Raw genomic sequence first — 21949 nt, 5'->3', positions numbered from 1 at the left:
CCGGGCCTCAGCCGGCGGAGTTCTCCGCGAAGCTCGCGTCCACGATCCCGGTGACCTCGAGCGGCTCGGTGTAGGTGATCTGGTCCGCCTGGATCCAGGCGGCCTGCATCGCCTCGAGCTGATCGGGCTGCGGCGCGAGGTCCGGCAGGTAGGTGTACATCGGCGAGGCCTTGAGCACGTCGATCTCCTGGCCGAGGGTGTCGGCGAGGATCTGGTAGACCTCATCGGTCTGGACGCCGTCCTCCGAGAGCTCCTGGGCGCCGCGGGTCAGGGCGGTGAAGAAGCCCTGGGCGAGCTCCGCACCCACGAAGGTCTCGGAGTAGATCACGCCGGTGCCGGTGGTGCCCTGCGCGGGGACCGCGATCGGCGAGGCCACGCCCGCCTCCTCCATCGAGGTGGAGAAGGGCGCGGAGGGGGTCGCCGCGTCGACCGAACCGTTGGTGATGGCGGGCTCCTGGTCGGGGGTGGAGAGGTTGGAGATCTCCACGTCGGCCAGGGTCAGGCCGCCTTCCTCGAGCATCGCCGCGAGCAGGTAGCCGCCGGTCGCGCCGGGGCCGCCGGCGACGCCGATGGTGCGACCCTTGAGATCCGCGACGGAGGCGACCGAGCCGTCGTCGATGAGCTCCTGACGGACCTCGAGGGCGGTGGGAGAGCTCTCGGGGTCGCCCGGGGAGATGCCCATCGAGCCGACGACCTTGAAGGCGAGCCCCTGCTCGAGCGCGTTGAACATGCCTGCGCTGAAGCCCGCGACCATCACGTCGAGCTGGTTGTTGGAGAGCATCGGGATGCCGTCCTGCCCGGACTTCAGCGGGGTGAGCTCGAGGGTGATGCCCTCCTCCTCGAAGTAGCCCATCGAGTCCGCGACGTACAGCGGGGAGAACAGTGCCGAGGGCAGGTGACCGACGCGCACGGTGCCGGACCCGTCGGCGCCGCCGGCGGCAGGATCCTCACCGGTGACGGCGGAGCCGCAGGCGGCCAGTGCTCCGCCCAGGGCGCTCGCGGAGGCGAGGGACAGAAGGGTACGACGACGCATGACATGCTCCTATGCAGGGGTCTTCGGGTGGGTGGGAGCCTCTGGGATGGGGCTCTGGTTCTTGAGGCGACGTGCTTCCGGCGAGCGGGTCAGCGCTCTCGGCGCCAGGGCAGCAGCAGCTTCTCCGAGCGGCTCAGCAGCGTGGTGACGGTGGCGCCGATGACGCCGATCACCACCAGCCCGACATACAGCTTCTCCGGGATGAACAGCTGCCAGGAGTTCCAGATCAGATAGCCCAGGCCGGTCGTGGTCGCTCCGGTGAACTCGACCGCGGTGACCACCACGACGGCGGTGCCGGTGGCCGTCTTCAGCCCGGAGAACACGAAGGGCATCGCGCCGGGCAGCACCACGAAACGGAAGCGGTCGAAGCCTCGCGCACCGTAGGCGGCGCCCGCCTCGAGCAGCTTGCGGTCGATCGCCCACACGCCGGAGACGGTGTTGATCTGCATGATGAAGAAGGTGGTGATGAAGACCGCGATGATCTTCGGCAGCTCGGTGGGGCCGAAGATCATCAGCAGGATCGGGAAGATCGCGATCTTCGGCAGCGGGTAGAGGGCCGAGAACAGCGGGCCGAGCGCCGCGTTCAGCGCCCGGGAGGAGCCCATCAGCAGGCCCACCACGATACCGGCGAGCGCCCCGAGGCCTCCGCCCACGAACAGTCGCATCAGGGTGGGGGCGGTGTGCATCCACAGCTCGCCGTCGAGGATCATCTCGTACCCGGCGGTGAGGATCTGCGTGGGCGGCGGGAAGAAGCGCGGATCGATGATCTGGCCGCGGGCGCTGAGCTCCCACAGCACGAGCAGCAGGATCGGGGTGATGATCGACAGCACCAGGTCACGGGTGGCCAGGGAGCGTTCGCGGGCGCGCTGCGCGGTGGCGGCGACGAGGGTGCGCTGCTCGCGATCGAGGCTCGCGGAGGTGTCGGTGGTGCTCATGCGGTCTCCTCGGCGGTGCGGGCGTCCTCGCGCAGCAGGTTCCAGATGCGGGAGCGCAGTTCGCTGAACTCGGGGGTGCGTTCGATGTCGACGGAGCGCGGACGCTCGAAGGGGACGGTGATGTCCTCGCGCAGGGTGCCGGGACGGCCGGACATCACGATCACGCGGTCCGAGAGGATGATCGCCTCGTCGATGTCGTGGGTGACCATCAGGACCGTCTTGCGCTCCTGCTCCCACAGGGCGATGAGCTCCTCCTGCATGAGCATGCGGGTCTGGGCATCGAGCGCGCCGAGCGGCTCGTCCATCAGCAGCAGCGGGGACCCGGTCGCAAAGGCACGGGCGATCGCGACCCGCTGGCGCATGCCGCCGGAGAGCTGGTGGGGGTAGGCATCGGCGAAGTCGTCCAGCCGCACCCGGCTGAGCCAGTCACGTGCGATGCCGGTGCGCGCCGCCTTCCCCAGTCCGCTCATCCGCAGGCCGAATCCGATGTTGTCCAGCACCGTCATCCAGGGGAAGACGCCGTGCTCCTGGAACACGAACGCCGCCGGGATCCGCTGCTCCTGCTCGGGCATCGTCACCGTGCCCACGGTGCGCTCCTCGAGCCCGCCGAGGATCCGCAGGAAGGTGGACTTCCCGCAGCCGGAGGGACCGACGATGCAGGTGAAGGACCCCGGCTCGAGAGTCAGTGAGAAGTCCTCGAGCGCCCACACGGGATCACCGCCCGAGAAGAAGACCTTCGAGACGTTCTCCGCGACGACGGTCGATGCCGATGCCTCTGTGTTCATGGTGCTCCTCGACGTGCCTGCGACCGCGCCACTGTATCTCCGTGGTTCGAATGGCGAGACGCCGCGCCCATGCCTCGGACGCCGGAGGGCGCATCATGGTGCCCATGGATCCGCACTCCTTCCTTCCCGCCGAGATGCTCCACCACCACGTGGCAGACCTCCCCGCGGGCGTCCCGATCGCCCTGCCGCTGACCCCCGCGAGCACCTTCGCGCTCCCGGGCACCACGGACGCCCCGTTCACCTACGGCCGGGCAGGCACCCCCACCTGGTCCGCGCTCGAGCAGGCGCTCGGGATCCTCGAGCAGGCCGAGACGGTGGTCGTCCCCTCCGGCATGGCGGCGATCTCGGCGGTGCTGCTGACGCATCTGACGAGCGGCGACCGGGTGCTGCTCCCCTCCGACGGCTATTACGCCACCCGTTCCTTCGCCGAGCGGTTCCTGGCCCCGGCGGGCGTCGAGGTGGTGCTGCGGAAGACGGCCGAGTACGCCCACCAGGACCTCTCCGGCTTCGCCCTCGTCCTCGTCGAGACGCCCTCGAACCCCGGGCTGGACCTGTGCGACATCGCCGAGGTCTCCGCGCGGGCGCACGCCGCCGGGGCGCTCGTGGTCGTGGACAACACGACTCTCACCCCGCTCGGCCAGCGCCCCCTGGATCTCGGTGCGGACGTGGTGGTCGCCTCGGACACGAAGGCCCCGAACGGCCACTCCGACGCGCTGCTCGGCCATGTCGCGAGCCGCGATCCGCGAGTGCTCGAGCGGGTGCGCGAATGGCGCACGCTCGCCGGGGGCATCCCGGGCCAGCTCGAGACCTGGCTGGTCCACCGCGGGCTGGAGACCCTCGAGCTGCGCTTCGACCGGATGTGCACGAGCGCCCAGGTGCTCGCCGAACGGCTCGCCGAGCATCCGGCCGTGGTCGCCGTGGTCCATCCGGGGCTCGAGGATCATCCGCAGCGGGAGCTCGCCGCGCGGCAGATGGCGCGCGCCGGCTCGCTGATCGGGATCACGCTCGCCGGCGAGGACGCGGCCGAGCGGTTCCTCGCCGCAGCCCGACTGGTGGTGCCGGCGACGAGCTTCGGCGGTGTCCACACCTCCGGCGAGCGCCGCGCCCGCTGGGGCGATGCGGTCCCGGGCGGATTCGTGCGCCTCTCCGTGGGCTGCGAGCCGACGGAGGCGCTGTGGCACGACCTCGACGAGGCACTGCGCGCCCAGCACTGACCTGCGCTGATCCGCCCGCTCTCAGCGAGCGCGACGGGCGCGGAAGAACTCCCGCAGCAGGTCACCGCATTCCTCGCCGCGCACTCCCGTGGTGAGCTCGACCCGGTGGTTCAGCCGCGGCTCCCGGACCAGGTCGTAGAGGGAACCAGCGGCCCCGGCCTTGGGGTCCATGGCGCCGACGACGACCCGCTGCGTCCGGGCCAGCACGATCGCGCCCGCGCACATGGTGCACGGCTCGAGGGTGACCACGAGGGTGCAGCCGGTGAGGTTCCAGCGCCCGGTGGCCTCGGCGGCGCGGCGCAGAGCGAGGATCTCGGCGTGGGCGGTGGGGTCCTCGTCGGCCTCGCGGCGGTTCCCGGCCCGCGCGAGCACCGTGCCGTCGGCGCCGACGACGACCGCGCCGATGGGGACATCGGCCGGTTCGCGATCGGCGGCCGCCCGCGCCTCGTCGATCGCCAGGCCCATCAGCTCGTCATCGGTCATGGGGCCATTGTCCCGTGCGCGGCCTCAGGCCCGTTCGCCCACCACCTTGTAGCGCGCCTCGAGCAGTGCGCCGTTGATGCCGTGCTCGAGCAGCTCGAGGTCGACCCGCCCGCCGAGCAGCGGCTTCCCGGCGCCGAGGGTGACCGGGGCGATCGAGACGAAGACCTCGTCGAGCATCCCGGCGCGCGCGAACTGCGCGGCGAGATCGCCGCCGCCGACGATCCACACGTCCTTCCCGTCGGCTGCGGCCTCGAGCGCGGCACGGTGGTCGGCGGGGTCGCCGGAGACCGCGGTGATGCCGTCCGGCACCTCGCCGAGACCGCGGTGGGTGAACAGGAAGGTGGGCTGGGTGAAGACCCACGCGCCCTCGACCGTGCCCTCGTGCTCGCGCACCCACTGGTAGGTGGTGCGCCCGGCGACGATGGCGCCGATGTCGGCGAGGAACGTCTCGTACGGGAGGATGCTGTCCTCCCCCGTGGGCTGCGAGAGCAGCCAGTCCAGGGAGTCGTGCTCGTCGGCGAGGAAGCCGTCGAGGGTGGTGGCGGTGTAGTAGCGGTAGCGGGTCATGGCTGGTCTCCTGTGCGTCGGCGGTGCCAGAGGATCGGGTCGGGGTCGAGGGCGGGGTCGGTGAGGTCCGCACCGGCGTCGGCGAGCATCCAGCGCAGGCTCTGGCGGCGGTGGGCGGAGAAGGTGAGCTCGTGGGCGAGGATCTGGCTGAGCAGGAAGCTCTCGGGCGGTTCGCACAGCGCGTCGATCACCCGGTCCGACCAGGCTCCGCGCCGCTGCACCTCGCGCACCATCGCCAGCCAGCGGGGGGCCGAGCGTCGGTGCCGTTCGCGCAGCGCCGCCACATCGCGCCCCGTGATCGGGACGGCGAGGGTTGACAGCTCGGGCGGCATCACCTCCCCCGCGATGCTGGCCAGCCAGGGCTCCCGGCTGAGCACAAGATGGTGGACGGTCTGGGCGATGGACTCCTCGGGCCCGTCGAAGGGGCGCGGGGCGTGGCCGCGCATCCGCACCCGGCCCAGCGCCTGCGCATCCAGCTGCTCGGCGACGCCGAGCAGAGCCTCGACGTCCTCGAGGTCGTGCTCGACCAGCAGCGCGGTCACCTCGCCCGTGGAGTCCTCGCGCCGCTCCCCCGCCTCGGCGTAGAGCACGGCGGGCGCATGGAAGTGCAGTCCGTTGGGTGCCGGCAGCCAGTGACCGCGCTCGGCGGCCGCCGGCAGCTGCGAGGGTGCACAGCCGTAGGCCCGACGGAACGCGCGGGCGAAGCCGTCGACCGAATCGAACTCGGCACCGAGGGCGGCGTCCGTGACGGAGGAGCCGCGCTGCAGCTGCCAGGCGGCGCGCTCGAGCAGCACCCGTCGGCGGATCGCCGTCGGGCTCTCTCGGGCGGCGGAGCGCACCGTGCGCTGGAAGTGGAAGGGGGAGAGGTGGGCACCGGCCGCCATGCCGGCGAGGGAGCCGTCCCCGTCCTCGAGAACGGCGTCCAGCAATCGGCGGAGGGGATCGCTGTCGGTCATGTCTCCAGTATCGGGAGGAACCGGCCCCCGCGCCCGACCGTTCTTGCGGTCCTCGTGTCCGGTAGATTCAGCCCCATGCGCGTTCTCGAGATCGACCACCCCCTCGTCGCCCACAAGCTGTCGGTGCTGCGCAATCGCGCCACCCACTCCTCGGTGTTCCGCCAGCTCGCCGACGAGCTGGTGACCCTGCTGGCCTATGAGGCGACCCGCAACGTCGCCGTCGCACCGGCGGAGATCGAGACCCCGGTGACCACGATGACCGGCACCCGGCTCACCAATCCCAAGCCGATGGTGGTGCCGATCCTGCGCGCCGGCCTCGGCATGCTCGACGGCCTCACCCGCCTGCTCCCCACCGCCGAGGTGGGCTTCCTGGGCATGGTCCGCAATGACGAGACGCTCGAGGTCACGACCTACGCGAACCGCCTGCCGGATGATCTCTCGGGCCGCCAGTGCTTCGTGCTGGATCCGATGCTCGCCTCCGGGAACACCCTCATCGCCTCCTGCGAGTACCTGCACGAGCGCGGCGCCCGCGACATCACCTGCGTGACCCTGCTGGCCGCCCCCGAGGGTCTCGCGGCGATGGAGAAGCAGATCGATCCCTCCATCGACCTCACCATCGTCACCGCCGCGATCGACGAGAGGCTCGACGAGAACGGTTACATCGTGCCCGGCCTGGGCGACGCGGGCGATCGCCTCTTCGGCGTCGTCGACTGACCGACCGCGGCAGTCCCGCTGCACGCGCCGTCCCCGCTCGGGGGCGGCGCGTCGTACGTTCCAGGAGCCGCCCCAGGCCTGCCGCGTTTCACACTGTGAACACCCTCTTGCCCTGTCGGCGGGTGAGGGTCATGCTCTTCCCATGACCACGAACGCCGCGTTCCGCGAGATCACCCGCCGGGTGGTCCGCTCCGCGATGCGCTCGATGATGTCCATGATGATGATGCCGATGATGCATCGTCAGCCGAGCCTCTGAGCGCTCACGACTCCTCCGAGATCGGCTGACAGGAGCCGGTCGGAAGACGCGGGCTCCAGGTGCTACCGGGAGCACACCCCTGAATGATCCGCCTGCGGGCGTCGATCCCAGGGATCCCGGGTCCACCAGCCGCCGCGCATTCCGCGCCGCACCTCGGAGAACTCGCATCATGACTGCCATCCTGGATCGCCCCGCCCCCCGCACCGACCTCCGCCCCGCTCTGCGCCCCCTGCACCGCGCCGGCACCTCCCGTCCGCGCCCGACGGAGGACGCCGTCACCATCACCGTGACCGTCACCCTTCCCTCCGGCACCGGCGACGTCGAGACGGCGCTGATCGCCGATGAGCTGCGCACCCGGGCCCAGCGCCTGGTCGCCGCCCGCGACGGTCGCACGACGGTGGCGGTCAACAGCCCGCACGCCTTCGCCGCCACCGGTCGTGCCGCCGCCCGCACCCTGCCTCCGCGCGAGCAGGGTGCTGCCGCGGTGAGCCCGCTGCGTCCGCGCCGCACCGGCGTGGTCTCGCCCAACTCGCCCGCCCGCCGGGATGCGGAGGCCGCGCGTCGCCGCGCCCTGCAGGCGACAGCGGTGAGCCCCTCCAGCCCGTCCGTCGCGCCCGACGACAGCCTGGTCATCGACCTGTTCGGCCGGCGCGTCCGGATCGACGGGCAGGACGTGGACTTCACCTACAAGGAGTTCGAGCTGCTCGCGCAGCTGGCCCGCGACGCGCGTCGGACCATCTCGCGGACCGAGCTCATGGAGACGGTCTGGGCCGAGGCGCCCGAGGACACCGGCGAGCGCACGGTCGATGTGCACGTGCGCCGCGTGCGCACCAAGCTGGGCCGCTACCGCCGTCTGATCTCGACGGTGCGCGGGGCAGGCTACCGCCTGGACCCGGGCAGCGACGTCGCGATCCTGCAGGGAGTCTGAGGCGGGACACGCAGCCGGAGCCGCAGCGGGGCATGAGCCGCTGCTGCGGCTCCGGCCGCCGCGACGGGTCGGGACCGCGCTGCAGCACCGGGGCCGGGCTGCGGCAATGGAGTCGGGCTGCGGTGGAAGTCTGCGGCAGGAAGCCTGCGCTGAAAAGCGACGAGCGGCCCGGAGCACTCAACCGACATCGTCGGGGGCTCACGGACCGCTCATCAGGCCTGTCGTCCGTCAGGGGTGGGTGCGGGCGAACAGGCTGGACGGGCTGCCAAAGGTGGGGGAACCTGGCATGGTGCCCGTCCGGCCGCTCCCCATGAGGGGGGTCTTGAGGAACGGCACATCTATAAAATTTTCAACGTCTTCCGACATCCGGAAGCGTACCAGGCGATCCGGGGAACGGGCCCCGGGACCTTCGGCGACGGCCACCCCGAGGGGCGATCGCGTCGTGGCACCGAGTCTAGGCCCTCCGTCGGTTGCTGTAAACGCGCCGACACTCCATGTTTTCGCAGGTGACATGCAGGATCCTGGACAGGTGATCCTAAGTGTTCCGCACCTCAACCCTTCGTCATGGGCGCACAAAACAGTGAGGCGGGACCGCACTTCCGGCGCTGCGACCTGTCCGTTTAGCCCGATTTCGCCACCGGCCCGCGAGCGGCCGCTCGACCCCGATCGTGCAGAATCCTCAGCGATCATCCAGAGAAATTGTGAGCACCGTCGCATCATCATGCAGTTTGCGCGGGCGCTGACCGACCGGCAGGAGCGACTCCTGCCTCCGGAGCCGGTCCAGCAGGGCGTGCGGCTCCTCACGCAGGGCGGCGGCGAGGGAGGAGTCGTCGTGCATCCCCAGCAGGTCGACCGTGCGCGTGACCCCGTCGGAGACCAGGTGCACTGCACGCAGGGAGTCGCGCGGCATGCTGCCCACCAGGGCCTGGGCGGCCGCCTCGGGCTCATGACGGGCCACCCAGAAGCCACCGGGAGCATTGCGGCGGGCCTCGATCGCCACGGCGTCCCCCTCCTCCCTCACCACGTCATCGACCCGGAGGTCGGTCAGTCGTGTCACGGCGGTCCCCGCCCCCTCGCCCGTCCTCTCGAGCAGGAGCGAGGAGTCGCACAGCACGAGGTGCTCGACGGCCTCCGGTGTGCAGCGCACCGCCACCACGGTGGCCGAGGGGCCGCCCCGATCCAGCTCGCACTCGCGCTCGTGGAGCGAGCGCACCTCCTCGATGGCACCTGCCAGGGCCGCACGGAGCGGCAGCGACGGGTCCTGAGCGCGGCCGAGCAGGCGGGCGGCGAGGGTGTGGGAGAACCAGGCGACGCTGTGGCGGCAGCCTGCCCGGAATCTCGCCGGCACACCCGCCCCGTCCAGGACCACGGCGACCTGACCCAGCACGCCCCCGGCGTCCTCGTTGGCGCCGGAGCCCGCAGGGATGCTCAGCATTGTGGTGTGCACGCCGCCACTGTAGGCAGGTTCGGGCGGGGGCTCGGGCCTCAGCGCCCGTAGAGTGTCCACGGACCATGCCGCGGCCCCTGGGGACGCGGCGCCCAGGACGCGGAAGGAACCCAGATGATCGCGCAGGCGCGGATCACCTCCGACACGACTGCCACCGTGCACCTCGCCGAGGAGACCGTCGAGGTCTCCGGCGCAGATCTGCCGGAGATCCGGGATCGCGTCAAGCAGGTCTTCATCACCACGGCCAAGGGCGCCGACGAGAACCTCGATGTGGTCATCGTCGAGCCCGGTGTGCGCCATCACCTGCGGGTCGAGCCCTCGGGACGGATCACGGGACGCGAGGCGGACGACCGCCCGATGCACGGCCCCGCGCTCGACGACCCGCTGATCGCCCCACCCACGGACGACACCGTCGACCTCAGCTCGATCGACCAGGCCGCACTGCGGGGACGCACCACCGGCGAGCACGCGGCGATCGGATCGCCGGCCACGGGGGAACTGCCCGCCGTGCGTCCGCATGGCGCACGCCGTCGCCGGGCCGCCGCGATGCCGCCCTCCTCCCTCCCGCAGTCGGCCGCTGCCACCGCTGGGCCCGGGGCCCCGACGGGCTCCGCCGGCTCCGCCGCGTCGGCCGGCACGTCGACGTCCGCGGGCACTGCGACCTCCGCAGGCTCCGCGGCATCGGCAGGCACCGCCGGATCGGCGGCCTCCGCGCCGTCGGCGGGCTCCGCCCTGTCCGCGCCGTCCGCCCCGTCAGCACCCTCCGCACCGTCGGCGAGCTCCGGCCCGTCAGCGGCCTCAGCCTCCGTCGCACCCTCGGGGGCGGTGACCTCGACCGGCTCGGCAGAGTCCGGTCACATCGCGTCGGCCGATCCCGCCGAGCTGGAGGACGCCCGGCTGCGCAAGCGGCCGCTGCCCGCCCGCACCCTGCCCGAGAAGGACGCCTCGCGGCCCACCCTGCAGGACCTGCAGTCCTCGACCTCCAAGCCCGAGCGCCTCAAGGCCACCCGTGGTATCCCCGGCTTCATCACCCGCGTCACCGGTGGGGCGATCTCGCCGCGGCCGGGCCGGCGGGAGCGGATGGAGACCGAGCGTCTGGAGCGCATCCGTCGCCCCCTGGACGGGCCCCGCAACGTCGCCGTCGTGAACCTCAAGGGTGGCGCGCACAAGACCACCGCCTCCCTGATGATCGCGGCGACCCTCGGCGTGACCCGCGGCGGCAACGTGCTGGCCTGGGACAACAACGAGACCCGGGGCACTCTGGGATGGCGCGGCATTCCCACGGACCACCACCGCACCGCGGTGGACCTGCTGCACGACATCGACCTCCTGCGCGCACCGAACGCCTCCAACGCGGACCTCGACCCGTACGTGCGTCCGCAGGGCGCGATGCGCTTCGACATCCTCGCCTCGGACGAGGACCCGGGCTCGGCGGCCTCCATCGACGCCGGGGCCTTCGGGGACCTGAACGACGCGCTCTCGCGCTTCTACCGGATCAAGGTCATCGACACGGGCAACAACGTGCGCGCCTCGAACTGGCTGGCGGCCGTCCGGAACGCGGACCAGCTGGTCATCGTCTCGACCGTGCGCGAGGACACCTTCAACGCCGCCGCCTGGATGATCGACGAGCTGCGCGCGACGGGCCTGGCGGAACAGGTCGATCACGCGGTGACGATCCTGTCCCACTCCTCGAAGGGGAAGCTCGACGCGACGCTGCGGGACCGCCTGACCGCGCACTTCGGGGCGCACACCCGGGCGGTCACCGAGGTGCCCTACGAGCAGCAGTTCGTCGACGGCTCCCACCTGGACTGGGAGCGCATCTCCCCGAAGACCAAGGAAGCCTGGCTCGACGCGACGGCCCTGATCATCGACGGGCTCTGATCTTCGACAGCCCAGGTCACCGACGGGCTCCGAGCGCTCGTCCACAGTGCGGGGCGCGGGCCCACGGGCGTCCGGCGCGGCGCATAGTCTGAGCACATGCCCGTCCGTCGACTCCACCTCGTCCTCGACGAGGATCTCGGCCCCGCACTGTGGATCCGGGAGCAGACCGGGCCGGGCCGTTCCCGTGCGCTCGAGGATCTCACCGTGCTGCGCGGCGAGGTCCCGGAAGGGATCCGCGAGGCGCTGGCCGAGGCCCCCGATCAGCTGCGCCACCGGGTGCGGATCCCTGGCCGTGACGGCGATCGCCGAGTGCCCGCCCTGCCGCTCACGGGCGCCTCGCTCATCGCTCTGGTCGGTGCGGCGACCACCCTGCTCGAGGAGCGCTTCGGCGACGATCTGCCCGAGCATCTCGCGGCGCTGATCACCGACGGCGCCGCCGCTCGGCTCACCGACGAGCTGATCGCGATGCCGGACCTGGTGGCGGCGACGGTGCTGGACCTGCGGGCGCAGTCCCTCGTCGAGAAGCGACACCTGCGTGCGCGGGCGACGGAGCGGCAAGGCCGGCCGACGATGCAGTGGCGCGCCCCCGAGAGGGACGCCCCACCGATGCTGCACGCCCTGGTCGACGGACACGCCCGGGCCGCCTTCGTGGCGCACCTGCGCCGTGCCGAGGCCCCCTCCCAGGACCGCTACGGCGTGCTGTGGGCGCTGGCCGACGAGGGCGAGCTCCGTGCGGACCTGCCCACCCAGCGCCGTCTCACCGCGGCCTTCGACGCCCTGGTGGACTCCGGCCGCGCCGGCGTGAAGCTCGCCTCCCGGGACAGCGAGGTGGTGGTCCGCCTGTTCCAGCCGCCGGTGGGGACCGCCTGGCCGCTGCAGACCTGCCTGCGGGAGGCCGACGGGACCGTGCATCCGGTCGCGGACCTGCGCGCGGTCGGCGACCTCACCACCGCCGGCGCCGCCGAGGCCTCGGCCGCCGTGATGCGCCTGGCGCCCACGGTGCGTGGCGCGGCCGTGGACGAGACCGGGGTGGACTGGCTGCTGACCACGGCCGAGGCCTCCGACTTCCTCTCCCGGGACACCCCGGCGCTCGAGGAGGCCGGGGTGACGGTGCTGCTGCCGCGCGACTGGACGAAGCAGAAGACCTCCGTGCGCCCGCAGGAGGTCGAGGAGGAGCCCGGGGAGCGGAAGGGCTCCGGGGTGGGGCTCGGCGCGATGGCCTCCTTCCGCTGGCGGGTCGCCGTGGGCGAGACCGAGCTCACCGAGGAGGAGATGGAGGAGATCCGCGAGGCGCAGTCCGAGCTGGTGCGGCTGCGCGGCCAGTGGGTGCGACTGGATGCGAGCACCCTGCGCGCCGCGGAGAAGTTCCTCGACGCCTTCGGGTCCAGGACTCGCTCCGAGCGGAAGGAGCAGCGGCCGACGGGCGCTCCGGGCAGCCCCGCGCCGGGGGCTGGAGCAGGTGCGGCACCCTCACCTGGTCCCGACGATCAGCGCGGGGTCCGACCGTCGACGGCCGCAGCGACGGGCCCGGGGTATCCGGCTCCTTCGGGCCCGACGGCCCTGGACCCCGCTCCCGTCCCTGCCGAGGTCGAGGGGCGGGCACCGTGGGTGGAGATGTTCTCGCTGGTCCTCTCCCCCGAGGCCGCGGACGTCGACTTCGGGGTCACCGCCCTGCTCGCGGGCGGAAGGAACGGCCTGGCCCGGCTGATGCCCGGAGGCTCGGGCGCGTTCCCCCATCCGCAGCCGCTCAGCCTGCAGGCCACGCTGCGGCCCTATCAGCTCGACGGCCTGAACTGGCTGTGGGCGCTGGACCGTCAGCACCTCGGCGGGATCCTCGCCGATGACATGGGGCTCGGCAAGACGATGCAGGTGCTCGCCCTGCTGTGCCGCGAGCGGGAGGGGCTTCCCGCTCCGCGGCGCGACGGCTCGCGCGAGGAACCGCCCGCCGGTCCCGTCGGCCCCACCCTGCTGGTGTGCCCGATGTCCGTGGTGGGCGCCTGGCAGCGGGAGGCCGCGACCTTCGCCCCGGACCTGGCCGTGCACGTCCACCACGGCGGAGACCGGGTGCGGGACGAGTCCTTCGTCTCCGGCGCCGCGGATCTCGACCTGGTGATCACCACCTACTCGCTGCTGGCGAGGGATCTGCCGGTGCTCTCGGCAGTGCCCTGGCACCGGCTGGTGTTCGACGAGGCCCAGCACGTCAAGACTCCCGCCACCCAGGTCACCCGGGCCGCCCGGTCGCTGCAGGCCCCGCACCGGCTCGCCCTGACCGGCACGCCGGTGGAGAACCGGCTCGCGGACCTCCACTCCCTGATGGAGGTGGTCAACCCCGGCCTGCTGGGCAGCGCGAAGAGCTTCCAGGAGCGGATCGCGAACCCCATCGAGGAGGAGGGTGACGGCGGCGCGATCAGCCGCCTGAAGCTCGTCACCGGCCCGTTCATCCAGCGGCGCCTGAAGACGGATCGTACGATCATCAAGGACCTGCCGGAGAAGATCGAGCTCACCCGTGTGGTCAACCTGTCCCCCGAGCAGGCCGGACTGTACGAGGCGATCGTCGACGAGCTCATGGCGCAGATCGACGGCGCCGATGAGAAGCAGCGCCGCACCCTGGTGGTCTCCGCCATCACCCGCCTCAAGCAGGTGTGCAACCATCCCGCCCACTACCTCGGGGACGGCTCGCCGCTGGTGCGCGAGGGCGAGCATCGCTCCGGCAAGCTCGAGCTGGTCGACGACCTGCTGCAGACGGCCTTCGAGGAAGGGCAGAAGGCGCTGCTGTTCACCCAGTTCACCACCTTCGGGCACCTGCTGGTCCCGTACTGGCAGGAGAGATTCTCCGAGTTCGGGATCGACATCCCCTTCCTCCACGGCGGGGTCTCCAAGCGCGACCGCGATCAGATGGTCGCCGAGTTCCAGGAGCAGCGCGACCGGCCCGGGCTGATGCTGCTGAGCCTGCGCGCCGGCGGCACCGGGCTCACCCTCACCGCCGCGAACCACGTGGTCCATCTGGACCGCTGGTGGAACCCGGCCGTGGAGAACCAGGCCACCGACCGTGCCTACCGCATCGGCCAGCGCCGCGACGTCAGCGTGAACAAGCTGGTCAGCGCCGGCACGGTGGAGGAGAAGATCGATACCGTGCTCTCGGACAAGCAGGCGCTGGCGGAGCTGACGGTGGGCCCGGGCGAGGAGTGGCTCGCCTCCCTGGACGACGACCGGCTGCTGAGCCTGCTCGCCCTCGACGACGACCATGAGGAGGGCCGGTGAACATCGAACTGGTCTCGCGCCGCGGCGCGGTGGGGAAGAGCTGGCATGCGGTCGCGCTGCGCGACGGCGCCGAGCGCCTGCTGGGCCCCGCACGGGTGGGCCGCGGGAAGGCCGACGCCCGCGCCGGTCGGGTGCAGTGGCTGGATGTGGACGCAGGGGCGGCACGCGGGGACGTGCTGGACGCCGACGGCGAGCTCTACCACGCCCGTCTCGAGCTGCCCGCCCTCCGACCGGACGACCGGCAGGTGTTCGTGCAGGTCGCCAGGACGCATCCCGAGCTGCCGGCACGCCTGGCGAGCGGCGAGTATCCGCAGCAGATCGAGGCCGAGCTCGCCGCCTCGGAGGTCTCCCTGCTGCCCCGGAACGCGGCCGAGCTGACCCACGACTGCTCCTGCCTGGACTGGCCGGGGCCATGCCGGCACGTCTCAGCCCTGCTGTATGTGCTGGTCGAGGCCGTCGACGAGAGGCCGCTGCTGCTGCTGACCCTGCGGGGGATCTCGCTCGAGGACCTGGCGGCCCCGGCAGCGCCCGCCGAGCGCGGCCCCCGGGATCCGGACGTCGGCGAGCACGGGGTCCGAGGTCCGGGCGGGGGCGCGGGCGCGCCCGGAGGAGGGGACGCGGCCGTCGGTGCGGGCGCTGGCGAGCAGGAGCACCGCAGCGACGATGCGGACCAGGACGGCGAGCAGTCCGCTGCCCCACCCGCCGCCTTCGACCCCGCCCGCACCGACCCGTCGCGGCTGATCGAGGTGGTCGGCGAGGAGGCCGCTGCCGTCATCCACCGCTTCTACACCGGCCACTCCTGATCCGCTCCGGCACCTCCCGATCTGCGCCGTCCCCTCCCCGAGGCTCCGGGACTCCTGGGCCCCTCCAGGCCCTACAGTGAAAGGCATGGCTGAGACCACCCACTCCTCCCCCGCACCGCCTACCACCACCCTGCCCGCCGCCACGATCGCGACGATCGCCACGCTCTTCGACAACGCGGTCGCTGAGCACCGGACGGCCGGCGTGACCTGGGCGATCATCGGGGGTCACGCGCACGAGCAGGCAGTGCTGGCCCAGGGTGCCGCCGGATATCGCGAGCTCGCGGGCGGCGTCCCCGCGGTGGGCTCCGGGCCGATGGACGGCGCGACCGTCTCCCGCATCGCGTCGATGACGAAGTCCTTCACCGCCGCGACGATCCTCGCGCTGCGGGACGAGGGGCGGCTCCACCTGGACGACCCGATCTCCGCCCACGTGCCCGAGGCCGCCAGGGCCTTCGACCTCGCCGCCGACGAGCGCGAGCCCACCCTGCGCCAGCTGCTCACCATGAGCGCCGGCCTGGTGACCGACAACCCCTGGGGCGACCGTCAGGAGGCGATGACCCGCGAGGAGTTCGCGGCGACCCTGCGGGAGGGCCTGGGCCACGTGCACCGCGTCGGCACCGGCTTCGAGTACTCCAACACCGGCTACGCCCTGCTGGGACGCGTGATCGACGAGGTCACCGGCAGCGAGTACACCCACGAGATCCGTCGCCGCTTCCTGGACCCGCTGGGGCTCACCGCGACCGGCTGGTCCGCGGACGAGATCGACTCGTCCCGCCTCGCCACCGGCCACCGACTCGCCGACCGCACCGACGCCACCCGCTTCGAGCCCGTCCCGCTGGACTCCCCCGGCGTGTACGGCGCGATGGCCGGTCTGTTCTCCACCACCGCCGACATCGCGACCTGGGCGCGCTTCCTCGCCGCGGCCGATGCCCCCGCAGCTGATGCACCCGCGGCCGATGCGCCCGCGCCCGACGCCGCCACCCGCGCGGCTGGACCCCTCGCCGCGGCCTCCCGTCGCGAGATGCAGCAGCTGCACCGCCACCAGCGGCTGGCTCCCCTGCCGGTGGACCTGGACGATCCCTCCCGCACCTCCGCCGGCTTCGACCGGGTGCGCGGCTACGGCTTCGGCCTGGTCGTGGAGCATTTCCCCGATCTGGGAGAGGTCATCTCCCACTCCGGCGGCTACCCCGGCTACGGATCCTTCATGGTCTGGCACCGCGACTCCGGGGTCGGCGTGGTGGTGCTGGCGAACTCGAAGTACGCCCCGGCCACCCCGCTGTCGTTGCAGACCCTGCGCCTCCTGCAGCGAGAGGTGCCCGAGCTGCTCGCCCGGCGTGCGGTGACCCCCGCCCCGCGCACCCTCGAGGCCGCCGAGGCGGCGCTGACCTGGCTGAGGGACGACGACGACTCGGTGGCCGATGCCTGGTTCGCGGACAACATGGATCTCGACGTCCCGCGGGAGGAGCGGCGGCGCCGGCTGCGGGCGGCCCTCGCGGCCGCGGGTCTCGACGCCTCGGTGCTGGAGAGCCTGCGGGGGCGAGACGCCCGGGTGCTCAGTCGGGCGCATCTGCGCTGGACGGTGCCGGGCGGCGGGGACAGCGCGCTGTCGCTGCGGATCGAGCTGCTCATGGACCCGCGCCGCGGCGCGCTGCTGCAGTCCCTGGACACGACCGCGGTCGCCGTCTCCTGAGCGGAGGAAGCCCGCCGCCGTGACCACCGCAGCGGACGCCGCAGGACGGCATCAGCAGGCACCGCAGTGGATGCCTCAGCGGTCGGCCGCAGTGGTGGACCTCAGTGGAAGGCGTAGCCCTCTCCGTCCGGGGCCTGCGTGCAGGAGAGGTACTCGCCCTCGCGTGTGAGCGCGATGACGCCCTCGTCCTCGGGCACGCATTCCTGACCCGGTGCGACCTCCGCGAAGGAGGCGTCGATGCTGCTGACCGCTCCAGATCCTCCGCCCAGCGCGCCGGAGGCGGCGTTCGGGTTGAAGACCATGAGCAGCACGACCGCCACGATCGCTCCGAGGACCAGAGCGGATCCCGCCCCGAGCACGACCGCGATCATCGTGCCGCGGTTGCGGGAGCTGTTCTGTCCCCCGGTGAAACCGGTGCCGGTCTGCGTCGCCGTCGGCGGGTGGGGAGTGAAGGCCCCGCTGTGCTGGGGCGGGGTCCCCTGCTGCGGCGCTCCCTGCGGCGGGGTCCGATGCGCCCACTGCGGGCCGGTCTGCGGCGACGGGGAGCCGGAGCTGAATCCCTGCTGCACATGACCGGCGCGGATCGCCTCCATCGAGGAGGGCGCCACCTGGGGTGCCGGCCGTTCCGGGCGGGCCGCGCCGGGAGCATTCGGCGGCAGCGGGTCCAGAGTGTCCTCGAAGGACAGCGGCGTGCCGTCCGCATGGGTCAGCGGATACCCCTGGGGCACGCGCGGCAGGTCGCGGCGCACGGTGTCCGCGTCCTGGTAGCGGTCCTCCGGCTGGGCCGCGACCAGCCGACGGATCACCGCGGACAGCTTCGGGGTGACCCCGCGCAGGTACTGGGAGAGCTCGTCGGGACGGAACGAGCCGTCGTGCAGCTTGATGGGCCCGTTCAGCGCCACCAGCGCGACCACCCCGGCGGCGTACAGGTCGTGCGACGGGGCCGGTTCGGCCATGGAGAACAGTTCCGGGGCCATGTAACCGGGGGTGCCGTTGACCATGCCGACGTGGGTGAAGCGCACGTCGGTCTCGTGCACGGCGATGCCGAAGTCCGCCAGCCGGGAGGCGGGGAAGGCACGGCCCCGCGCCTCGAACATGATGTTCGCGGGCTTCACGTCGCGGTGGATCCAGCCCTCCGCGTGCACATGGGAGAGCCCGTCCAGCAGCTGGTCGAGGATCACGACCACGGACGGCTCGGCGAGCTTGCCCTTCTTCTTCACGACGGACTCGAGGGTGCCGCCGGTGACCAGGGGCATCGCGATGACCACGTGCTCGTCCTCGGCACCCCAGCCATGGGGGGTGAGCAGATGGGGGTGGTCGAAGCTCACGCCCTTCTCACGCACGAAGCGCATGAGGTCGGCGGAATCGCGCTGCCGGAGGACCTTGGCCGCGCAGAGCTCCTCGGTCTTCGAATCCCAGGCGCGCCAGACGGACCCGGATCCGCCCTTCGCGATCAGGTCGATGAGCGCGAAGCGCCCGACAATAACGTCAGCCATAGTCTTTCCAGCATAACGTCAGGATGCGCGGCGGCGTTATGCTGGCGGTGATCTGTGCGTCCCGGGCCACCGCCCCGGGCGAGGGCGGCACGGCCGGAGGGGGATTCGTGGGCATCGTCGGTATCGTCGCGGGAGCCACCTCACCCTTCGAAGGGGATCCCTTCTGGGACCCGGTCGACTTCTCCTGGCCGCTGCTGGCGCTCCTGGGCGCCATCTGCCTCCTGCTCACCATCGGATTCGTGGTGTGGCTGGTGGTCCAGCCCGAGGAGCCCGAGCACGACACCGCTCCGCTGGTCGAGAAGGCCACTCGCCAGGACCGCCGGACCGCGGTCACCATCCGGCGTCGGCTCGACGCGGACACCGGCCGCGCCGACACCTCGGAGCCCGATCTGCGATGACGGAGGCTCGGATGCCGGTTGCTCGGATGCCGCGCATCGGGCGCCGGAGCCTGGTCCCGCTGCTCGCCGCCTCCAGCGGCGCCGTGCTGGTCTCCGGCTGCGGCGGCCCGGAGCCGGTGCCCACCTCCGCCGAGGTGGCCCGGGACCCGCTCGCCGTGCTGGATCCCGACCTCTGGAACGCCCGCTCCGCCGAGGAGCTGCGGGCGCTGCCCGTCCAGGGCGAGGCCTCGGAGCTCAGCACCTGGGGCGACCTCGGCGGCGAGGACAGCGCCGTCGACGGGGCCCGCGACATGCTCGTCGCCTTCCTCGGCACCGCCTATCTCGACCCCGAGTCGCTGCGCGGGATGGACGACGAGGAGACGTTCGACCACGTCTCCGAGGCGGCCCCGACGTTCTGGCGGGACGCTCTGCGGTCCGCATGGGACGACGGCAGCCGGGCGTTCTACGCGCTCGCGCTCGCGGAGCCCTTCCGCACCGTCGGCCGCCCTGCGATCAGCGCGGACTGGTTCCGTGCCGAGCAGGAGGAAGCGCCTGCCCTCGCCCTGGGAATGACCGTCGCCTGGTCCGCCATCGACACCGGGACGCGGGCGGTGGGCGTGCTCGCCTATCGCCTCGGCATCGTGCTCGACCTCGACGGGGAGGGCAGCACCGACGGCGGGGGCCTCAAGCTGACGATCCACGGCCTGGACGGCTGCGGCCTGGCCGAGCACGAGGGCCTGCTGGTCCCCGCCCTCGAGGACGACGAACGCCATCACGCCGTGCAGGAAGCGACGCGCACGAGCGTCCTCAGCTCCCCGCGCGTCCCCCTGGAGCATCTGCTGGACGAGAACTCCTCGCTCTTCACCACGGACGACGAGACCTTTCTCGAGTGCGAGTGAGGCGGGTGGGAGCCCACCTCGCACGGGGAGTTCACCTCGCGGTGGCTCCCTGCTCACCGGATCCACGTGCCCCGGCAAGGCGCGAGGCCTAGAGTTCCGGGACCGTCGCCGAGAATCCCGAGGAGGTGCCATGACCACTGGTCGCATGCTGCTCCTCGCGGTCGACGGTCTCGACGAGCATGATGCCGCCGCGCTCGTCCCCAGCGGGGCGCTGACCGGCGGCACCGCCCTGCGGATCGTCCCCGGCGGGCCCTCGGAGTCCTCCCCCGCCCTCGCGGGTCTGGTCACCGGTGCCTCCGTGGCCCGTACTGGAGTCGCCACCGAGCAGCCCTTCCGCCCCGACCGTCCCGAGAGCCGCTCCACCTGGTACGCCCGGTCGATGAGCATCCCGACGCTGTTCTCCCGGGCCCGTGAGGCGGGTCGCGTCACCGCCGCGCTGCAGTGGCCGGCGACGGCCGGCGGCGACATCGACCTGTGCCTGCCGCTGGTCGAGGATCTGCGTCACTACCGCAATCGTTGGGACATGGCCGAGCAGACCAGCTCACCGCGGATGGTCGCCGCGCATCTCGCCGCGAGGCGCGAGGCCGGGGTGCAGCTCTCGCAGGTCCCGGCCGACGACCTGGTCGCGGAGATCGCCTCCGAGGCGCTCGGCCAGAGCCGGATCGATCTGCTCGCCGCCCGGCTGACGGGCCTCGGGATCGAGCGCCGCACCGCCGGGCTCGGCTCCATGCCGTCCCAGCGGTCCCTCCAGGACACGGCCGACGTGATCGAGCAGCTTGTCACGGCCTTCGCCCCTGGCCCCGAGGATCGGGTGGTGGTGGTGCCCGGGCGGCCGCTGGTGCCCACCGCCCTGCTGGTCCATCCGAACGCGGCGCTCGCCGCGAGCGGGCTGCTGCGCACGGACGGGCCGCGCCTGGCGGACTTCCGGGCCCTCGTCTGGCCCGATGGTCCTCGCGGCGTGGTCCACGTGCGGCGCGAGGAGGGGGCGGCGGCGCGCGATGGCACGCTGGCCGCACTCGCCGAGCTCGCCGCCCACTCCCGGCTGCAGCTCCGGGCGGTGGACGACGGGGTGGGCGCCACCGAGGAGACCGATGTGATCGCGGTGCTCGAGGGAAGTCCCGGCACGGTGTTCGGGCTCTCCGCGACAGCGCGGCCGCTGGTGGAGGGCACGGATCCCTACTATGCGGGACCTCGCGCGGTCACCGACCCCTCGGCCGTCGCGATCGTGCACGCGCGGGGCCCGGGGATGCCGGCGGCAGGCGCTGAAGGATCATGGGCGGACCTCGGGGTCACGCTCGCGCAGGCGCTGGACCTCGAGCTGCCGGGCGCGACCGCCGCCGGCATGCGCACTCCGGAGCCCCTCGGGAATCCGTGAGCGGCTCGGGAGCCTGCGACCGGCACGGGACTCTGTGACCGGCACGGGAGTCTGTGTCCGGCACGCTTCCTGTGCGGGGGCTGACGGGGCAGGATCCCGCACGGGTGTGAGCCGACGTGGGCGCGAGCCGGCGGCGGCGCGGGCCGACGTGGGCGCGAGCCGGTGTCGGGCGTCAGCGTCCGGGACGGAGCCGGGTGACCACCGTGTCCCAGAGGCGACGAAGCACTCCCCGCTCCGGGCCGGCCAGTCGGTCGCGCAGGTCCTCGAGCGCCGGGGCGTGGTGGCTGATGTGGTGGACGCCGTCATGGAGCGCCGGATGGGTGGAGCCCGCGGCGATCTCCTCCGGTGCCACCTCGACCGACAGCACGACCATCACGCGGCGGGACCCGTCAGCGTCCGCGATCACCTCGAGGGAGTCCACGTCCGATCCCAGATCCGCGGTGATCGCGGCACGCAGCTCGCCCAGTGCGGAATCCAGCCGTGCGGAGATCGCGGGATCCTCGCGCACCGCCGCCACGAGGGGCACCACGACGAGATTGCCCTCGACGTCCACGATGGAGTCGATCGATTCGTGCCTGCCCGCGTCTCGGCCGTGCGTGTGGAGGGTGAGCTGCTGCAGCACCAGACGCAGCCCCCCAGCCGGAGTGTGAGTGACCAGGACGTCGCAGATCCTGTCCACGGCCGGGGAGCTCCCGTCCCAGGTCACGTGCCCGCTGCTGCTGACCGTTCGGTCACCTTCTGTCATGGGGCACAGAGTAGCGCCGTCACCACCAGAACTCTGCACGTCGACCGGGCCCGGGGCAGGATCCGTGCATCACAGACGAGGTCGGCAGGCGGGCTCGCGGGCTG

19 protein-coding genes are annotated in these 21949 nt (G+C 72.4%); 10 read left to right on the top strand and 9 right to left on the bottom strand.

Annotated elements, in window-relative coordinates; translation table 11 throughout:
- Nucleotides 1–7: 7 nt before the first annotated feature.
- The 3 genes from VF289_RS00785 to VF289_RS00775 form a co-directional block, all read right to left on the bottom strand.
- Nucleotides 8–1033 (bottom strand): ABC transporter substrate-binding protein, encoded by a 1026-nt coding sequence (locus VF289_RS00785; protein ID WP_330880114.1) that lies wholly within the window; start codon nt 1031–1033, stop codon nt 8–10.
- 89 nt (nt 1034–1122) lie between these two features.
- Complete coding sequence (locus tag VF289_RS00780; protein ID WP_330880112.1) at nt 1123–1968, bottom strand: ABC transporter permease; 846 nt, start codon at nt 1966–1968, stop codon at nt 1123–1125.
- Nucleotides 1965–2753, bottom strand: coding sequence for an ABC transporter ATP-binding protein (locus VF289_RS00775; RefSeq protein ID WP_330880110.1), 789 nt, complete (start codon nt 2751–2753; stop codon nt 1965–1967). Before VF289_RS00775 ends, VF289_RS00780 begins: the two co-directional genes overlap by 4 nt.
- 104 nt (nt 2754–2857) lie before the next feature.
- Here VF289_RS00775 and VF289_RS00770 point away from each other — a divergent pair, with 104 nt between their 5' ends.
- On the top strand, nt 2858–3967 hold the full coding sequence (locus VF289_RS00770; protein ID WP_330880109.1) for a cystathionine gamma-lyase: 1110 nt from the start codon (nt 2858–2860) through the stop codon (nt 3965–3967).
- Nucleotides 3968–3988: 21 nt separating this feature from the next.
- Here VF289_RS00770 and tadA read toward each other — a convergent pair whose 3' ends face one another.
- Genes tadA through VF289_RS00755 form a run of 3 tightly spaced genes read right to left on the bottom strand, consistent with a single transcriptional unit; the run spans nt 3989 to nt 5973 of the window.
- On the bottom strand, nt 3989–4450 hold the full coding sequence (gene tadA / locus VF289_RS00765; protein WP_330880107.1) for a tRNA adenosine(34) deaminase TadA: 462 nt from the start codon (nt 4448–4450) through the stop codon (nt 3989–3991).
- Between the two features lie 24 nt (nt 4451–4474).
- Nucleotides 4475–5017 (bottom strand): dihydrofolate reductase family protein, encoded by a 543-nt coding sequence (locus VF289_RS00760; protein ID WP_330880105.1) that lies wholly within the window; start codon nt 5015–5017, stop codon nt 4475–4477.
- Complete coding sequence (locus tag VF289_RS00755; protein WP_330880103.1) at nt 5014–5973, bottom strand: helix-turn-helix transcriptional regulator; 960 nt, start codon at nt 5971–5973, stop codon at nt 5014–5016. Before VF289_RS00755 ends, VF289_RS00760 begins: the two co-directional genes overlap by 4 nt.
- 75 nt (nt 5974–6048) lie before the next feature.
- On the opposite strand from VF289_RS00755, the gene upp reads away from it, so the two are divergent.
- Both upp and VF289_RS00745 read left to right on the top strand, forming a co-directional pair.
- Complete coding sequence (gene upp, locus VF289_RS00750) at nt 6049–6687, top strand: uracil phosphoribosyltransferase (protein ID WP_330880101.1); 639 nt, start codon at nt 6049–6051, stop codon at nt 6685–6687.
- Between the two features lie 425 nt (nt 6688–7112).
- Nucleotides 7113–7871 carry a winged helix-turn-helix domain-containing protein gene (locus VF289_RS00745; protein WP_330880099.1) on the top strand — a complete coding sequence of 253 codons (759 nt, stop codon included), beginning with the start codon at nt 7113–7115 and terminating at the stop codon, nt 7869–7871.
- A 679-nt stretch (nt 7872–8550) separates the two neighbouring features.
- On the opposite strand, the gene VF289_RS00740 is transcribed toward VF289_RS00745, so the two are convergent.
- A complete protein-coding gene (locus VF289_RS00740) occupies nt 8551–9318 on the bottom strand; it encodes a protein phosphatase 2C domain-containing protein (protein ID WP_330880097.1) in 768 nt (255 codons plus the stop codon).
- A 114-nt stretch (nt 9319–9432) separates the two neighbouring features.
- Here VF289_RS00740 and VF289_RS00735 point away from each other — a divergent pair, with 114 nt between their 5' ends.
- From VF289_RS00735 to VF289_RS00720, 4 genes are all read left to right on the top strand, one after another.
- Entirely contained in the window at nt 9433–11199 is a 1767-nt protein-coding gene (locus VF289_RS00735) for a chromosome partitioning protein (protein ID WP_330880095.1), read from the top strand.
- 96 nt (nt 11200–11295) lie between these two features.
- Nucleotides 11296–14460, top strand: a complete 3165-nt coding sequence (locus VF289_RS00730; protein WP_330880093.1) for a DEAD/DEAH box helicase — start codon at nt 11296–11298, stop codon at nt 14458–14460.
- Entirely contained in the window at nt 14457–15263 is an 807-nt protein-coding gene (locus tag VF289_RS00725; RefSeq protein WP_330880091.1) for an SWIM zinc finger family protein, read from the top strand. The genes VF289_RS00730 and VF289_RS00725 overlap by 4 nt, the downstream gene beginning before the upstream one ends.
- A gap of 85 nt (nt 15264–15348) precedes the next feature.
- Nucleotides 15349–16953, top strand: coding sequence for a serine hydrolase domain-containing protein (locus VF289_RS00720; RefSeq protein WP_330880089.1), 1605 nt, complete (start codon nt 15349–15351; stop codon nt 16951–16953).
- Between the two features lie 101 nt (nt 16954–17054).
- On the opposite strand, the gene VF289_RS00715 is transcribed toward VF289_RS00720, so the two are convergent.
- Entirely contained in the window at nt 17055–18449 is a 1395-nt protein-coding gene (locus VF289_RS00715) for a serine/threonine protein kinase (protein WP_330880088.1), read from the bottom strand.
- A 23-nt stretch (nt 18450–18472) separates the two neighbouring features.
- Here VF289_RS00715 and VF289_RS00710 point away from each other — a divergent pair, with 23 nt between their 5' ends.
- The 3 genes from VF289_RS00710 to VF289_RS00700 all read left to right on the top strand — a co-directional run bounded on the left by VF289_RS00710 (nt 18473) and on the right by VF289_RS00700 (nt 21100).
- Entirely contained in the window at nt 18473–18847 is a 375-nt protein-coding gene (locus VF289_RS00710) for a hypothetical protein (protein ID WP_330880086.1), read from the top strand.
- Nucleotides 18848–18858: 11 nt separating this feature from the next.
- Nucleotides 18859–19725 carry a hypothetical protein gene (locus VF289_RS00705; RefSeq protein ID WP_330880084.1) on the top strand — a complete coding sequence of 289 codons (867 nt, stop codon included), beginning with the start codon at nt 18859–18861 and terminating at the stop codon, nt 19723–19725.
- A 130-nt stretch (nt 19726–19855) separates the two neighbouring features.
- The gene (locus tag VF289_RS00700) at nt 19856–21100 is read left to right on the top strand and encodes a phosphodiesterase (protein ID WP_330880082.1); all 1245 of its coding nucleotides are present in this window, start codon (nt 19856–19858) and stop codon (nt 21098–21100) included.
- Between the two features lie 172 nt (nt 21101–21272).
- On the opposite strand, the gene VF289_RS00695 is transcribed toward VF289_RS00700, so the two are convergent.
- On the bottom strand, nt 21273–21845 hold the full coding sequence (locus VF289_RS00695; RefSeq protein ID WP_330880080.1) for a hypothetical protein: 573 nt from the start codon (nt 21843–21845) through the stop codon (nt 21273–21275).
- Nucleotides 21846–21949 lie beyond the last annotated feature (104 nt).

The sequence above is a fragment of the Brachybacterium sp. genome (assembly GCF_036379615.1).
Taxonomy (GTDB): domain Bacteria; phylum Actinomycetota; class Actinomycetes; order Actinomycetales; family Dermabacteraceae; genus Brachybacterium.
This window is presented reverse-complemented; position numbering and strand designations above follow the sequence as displayed.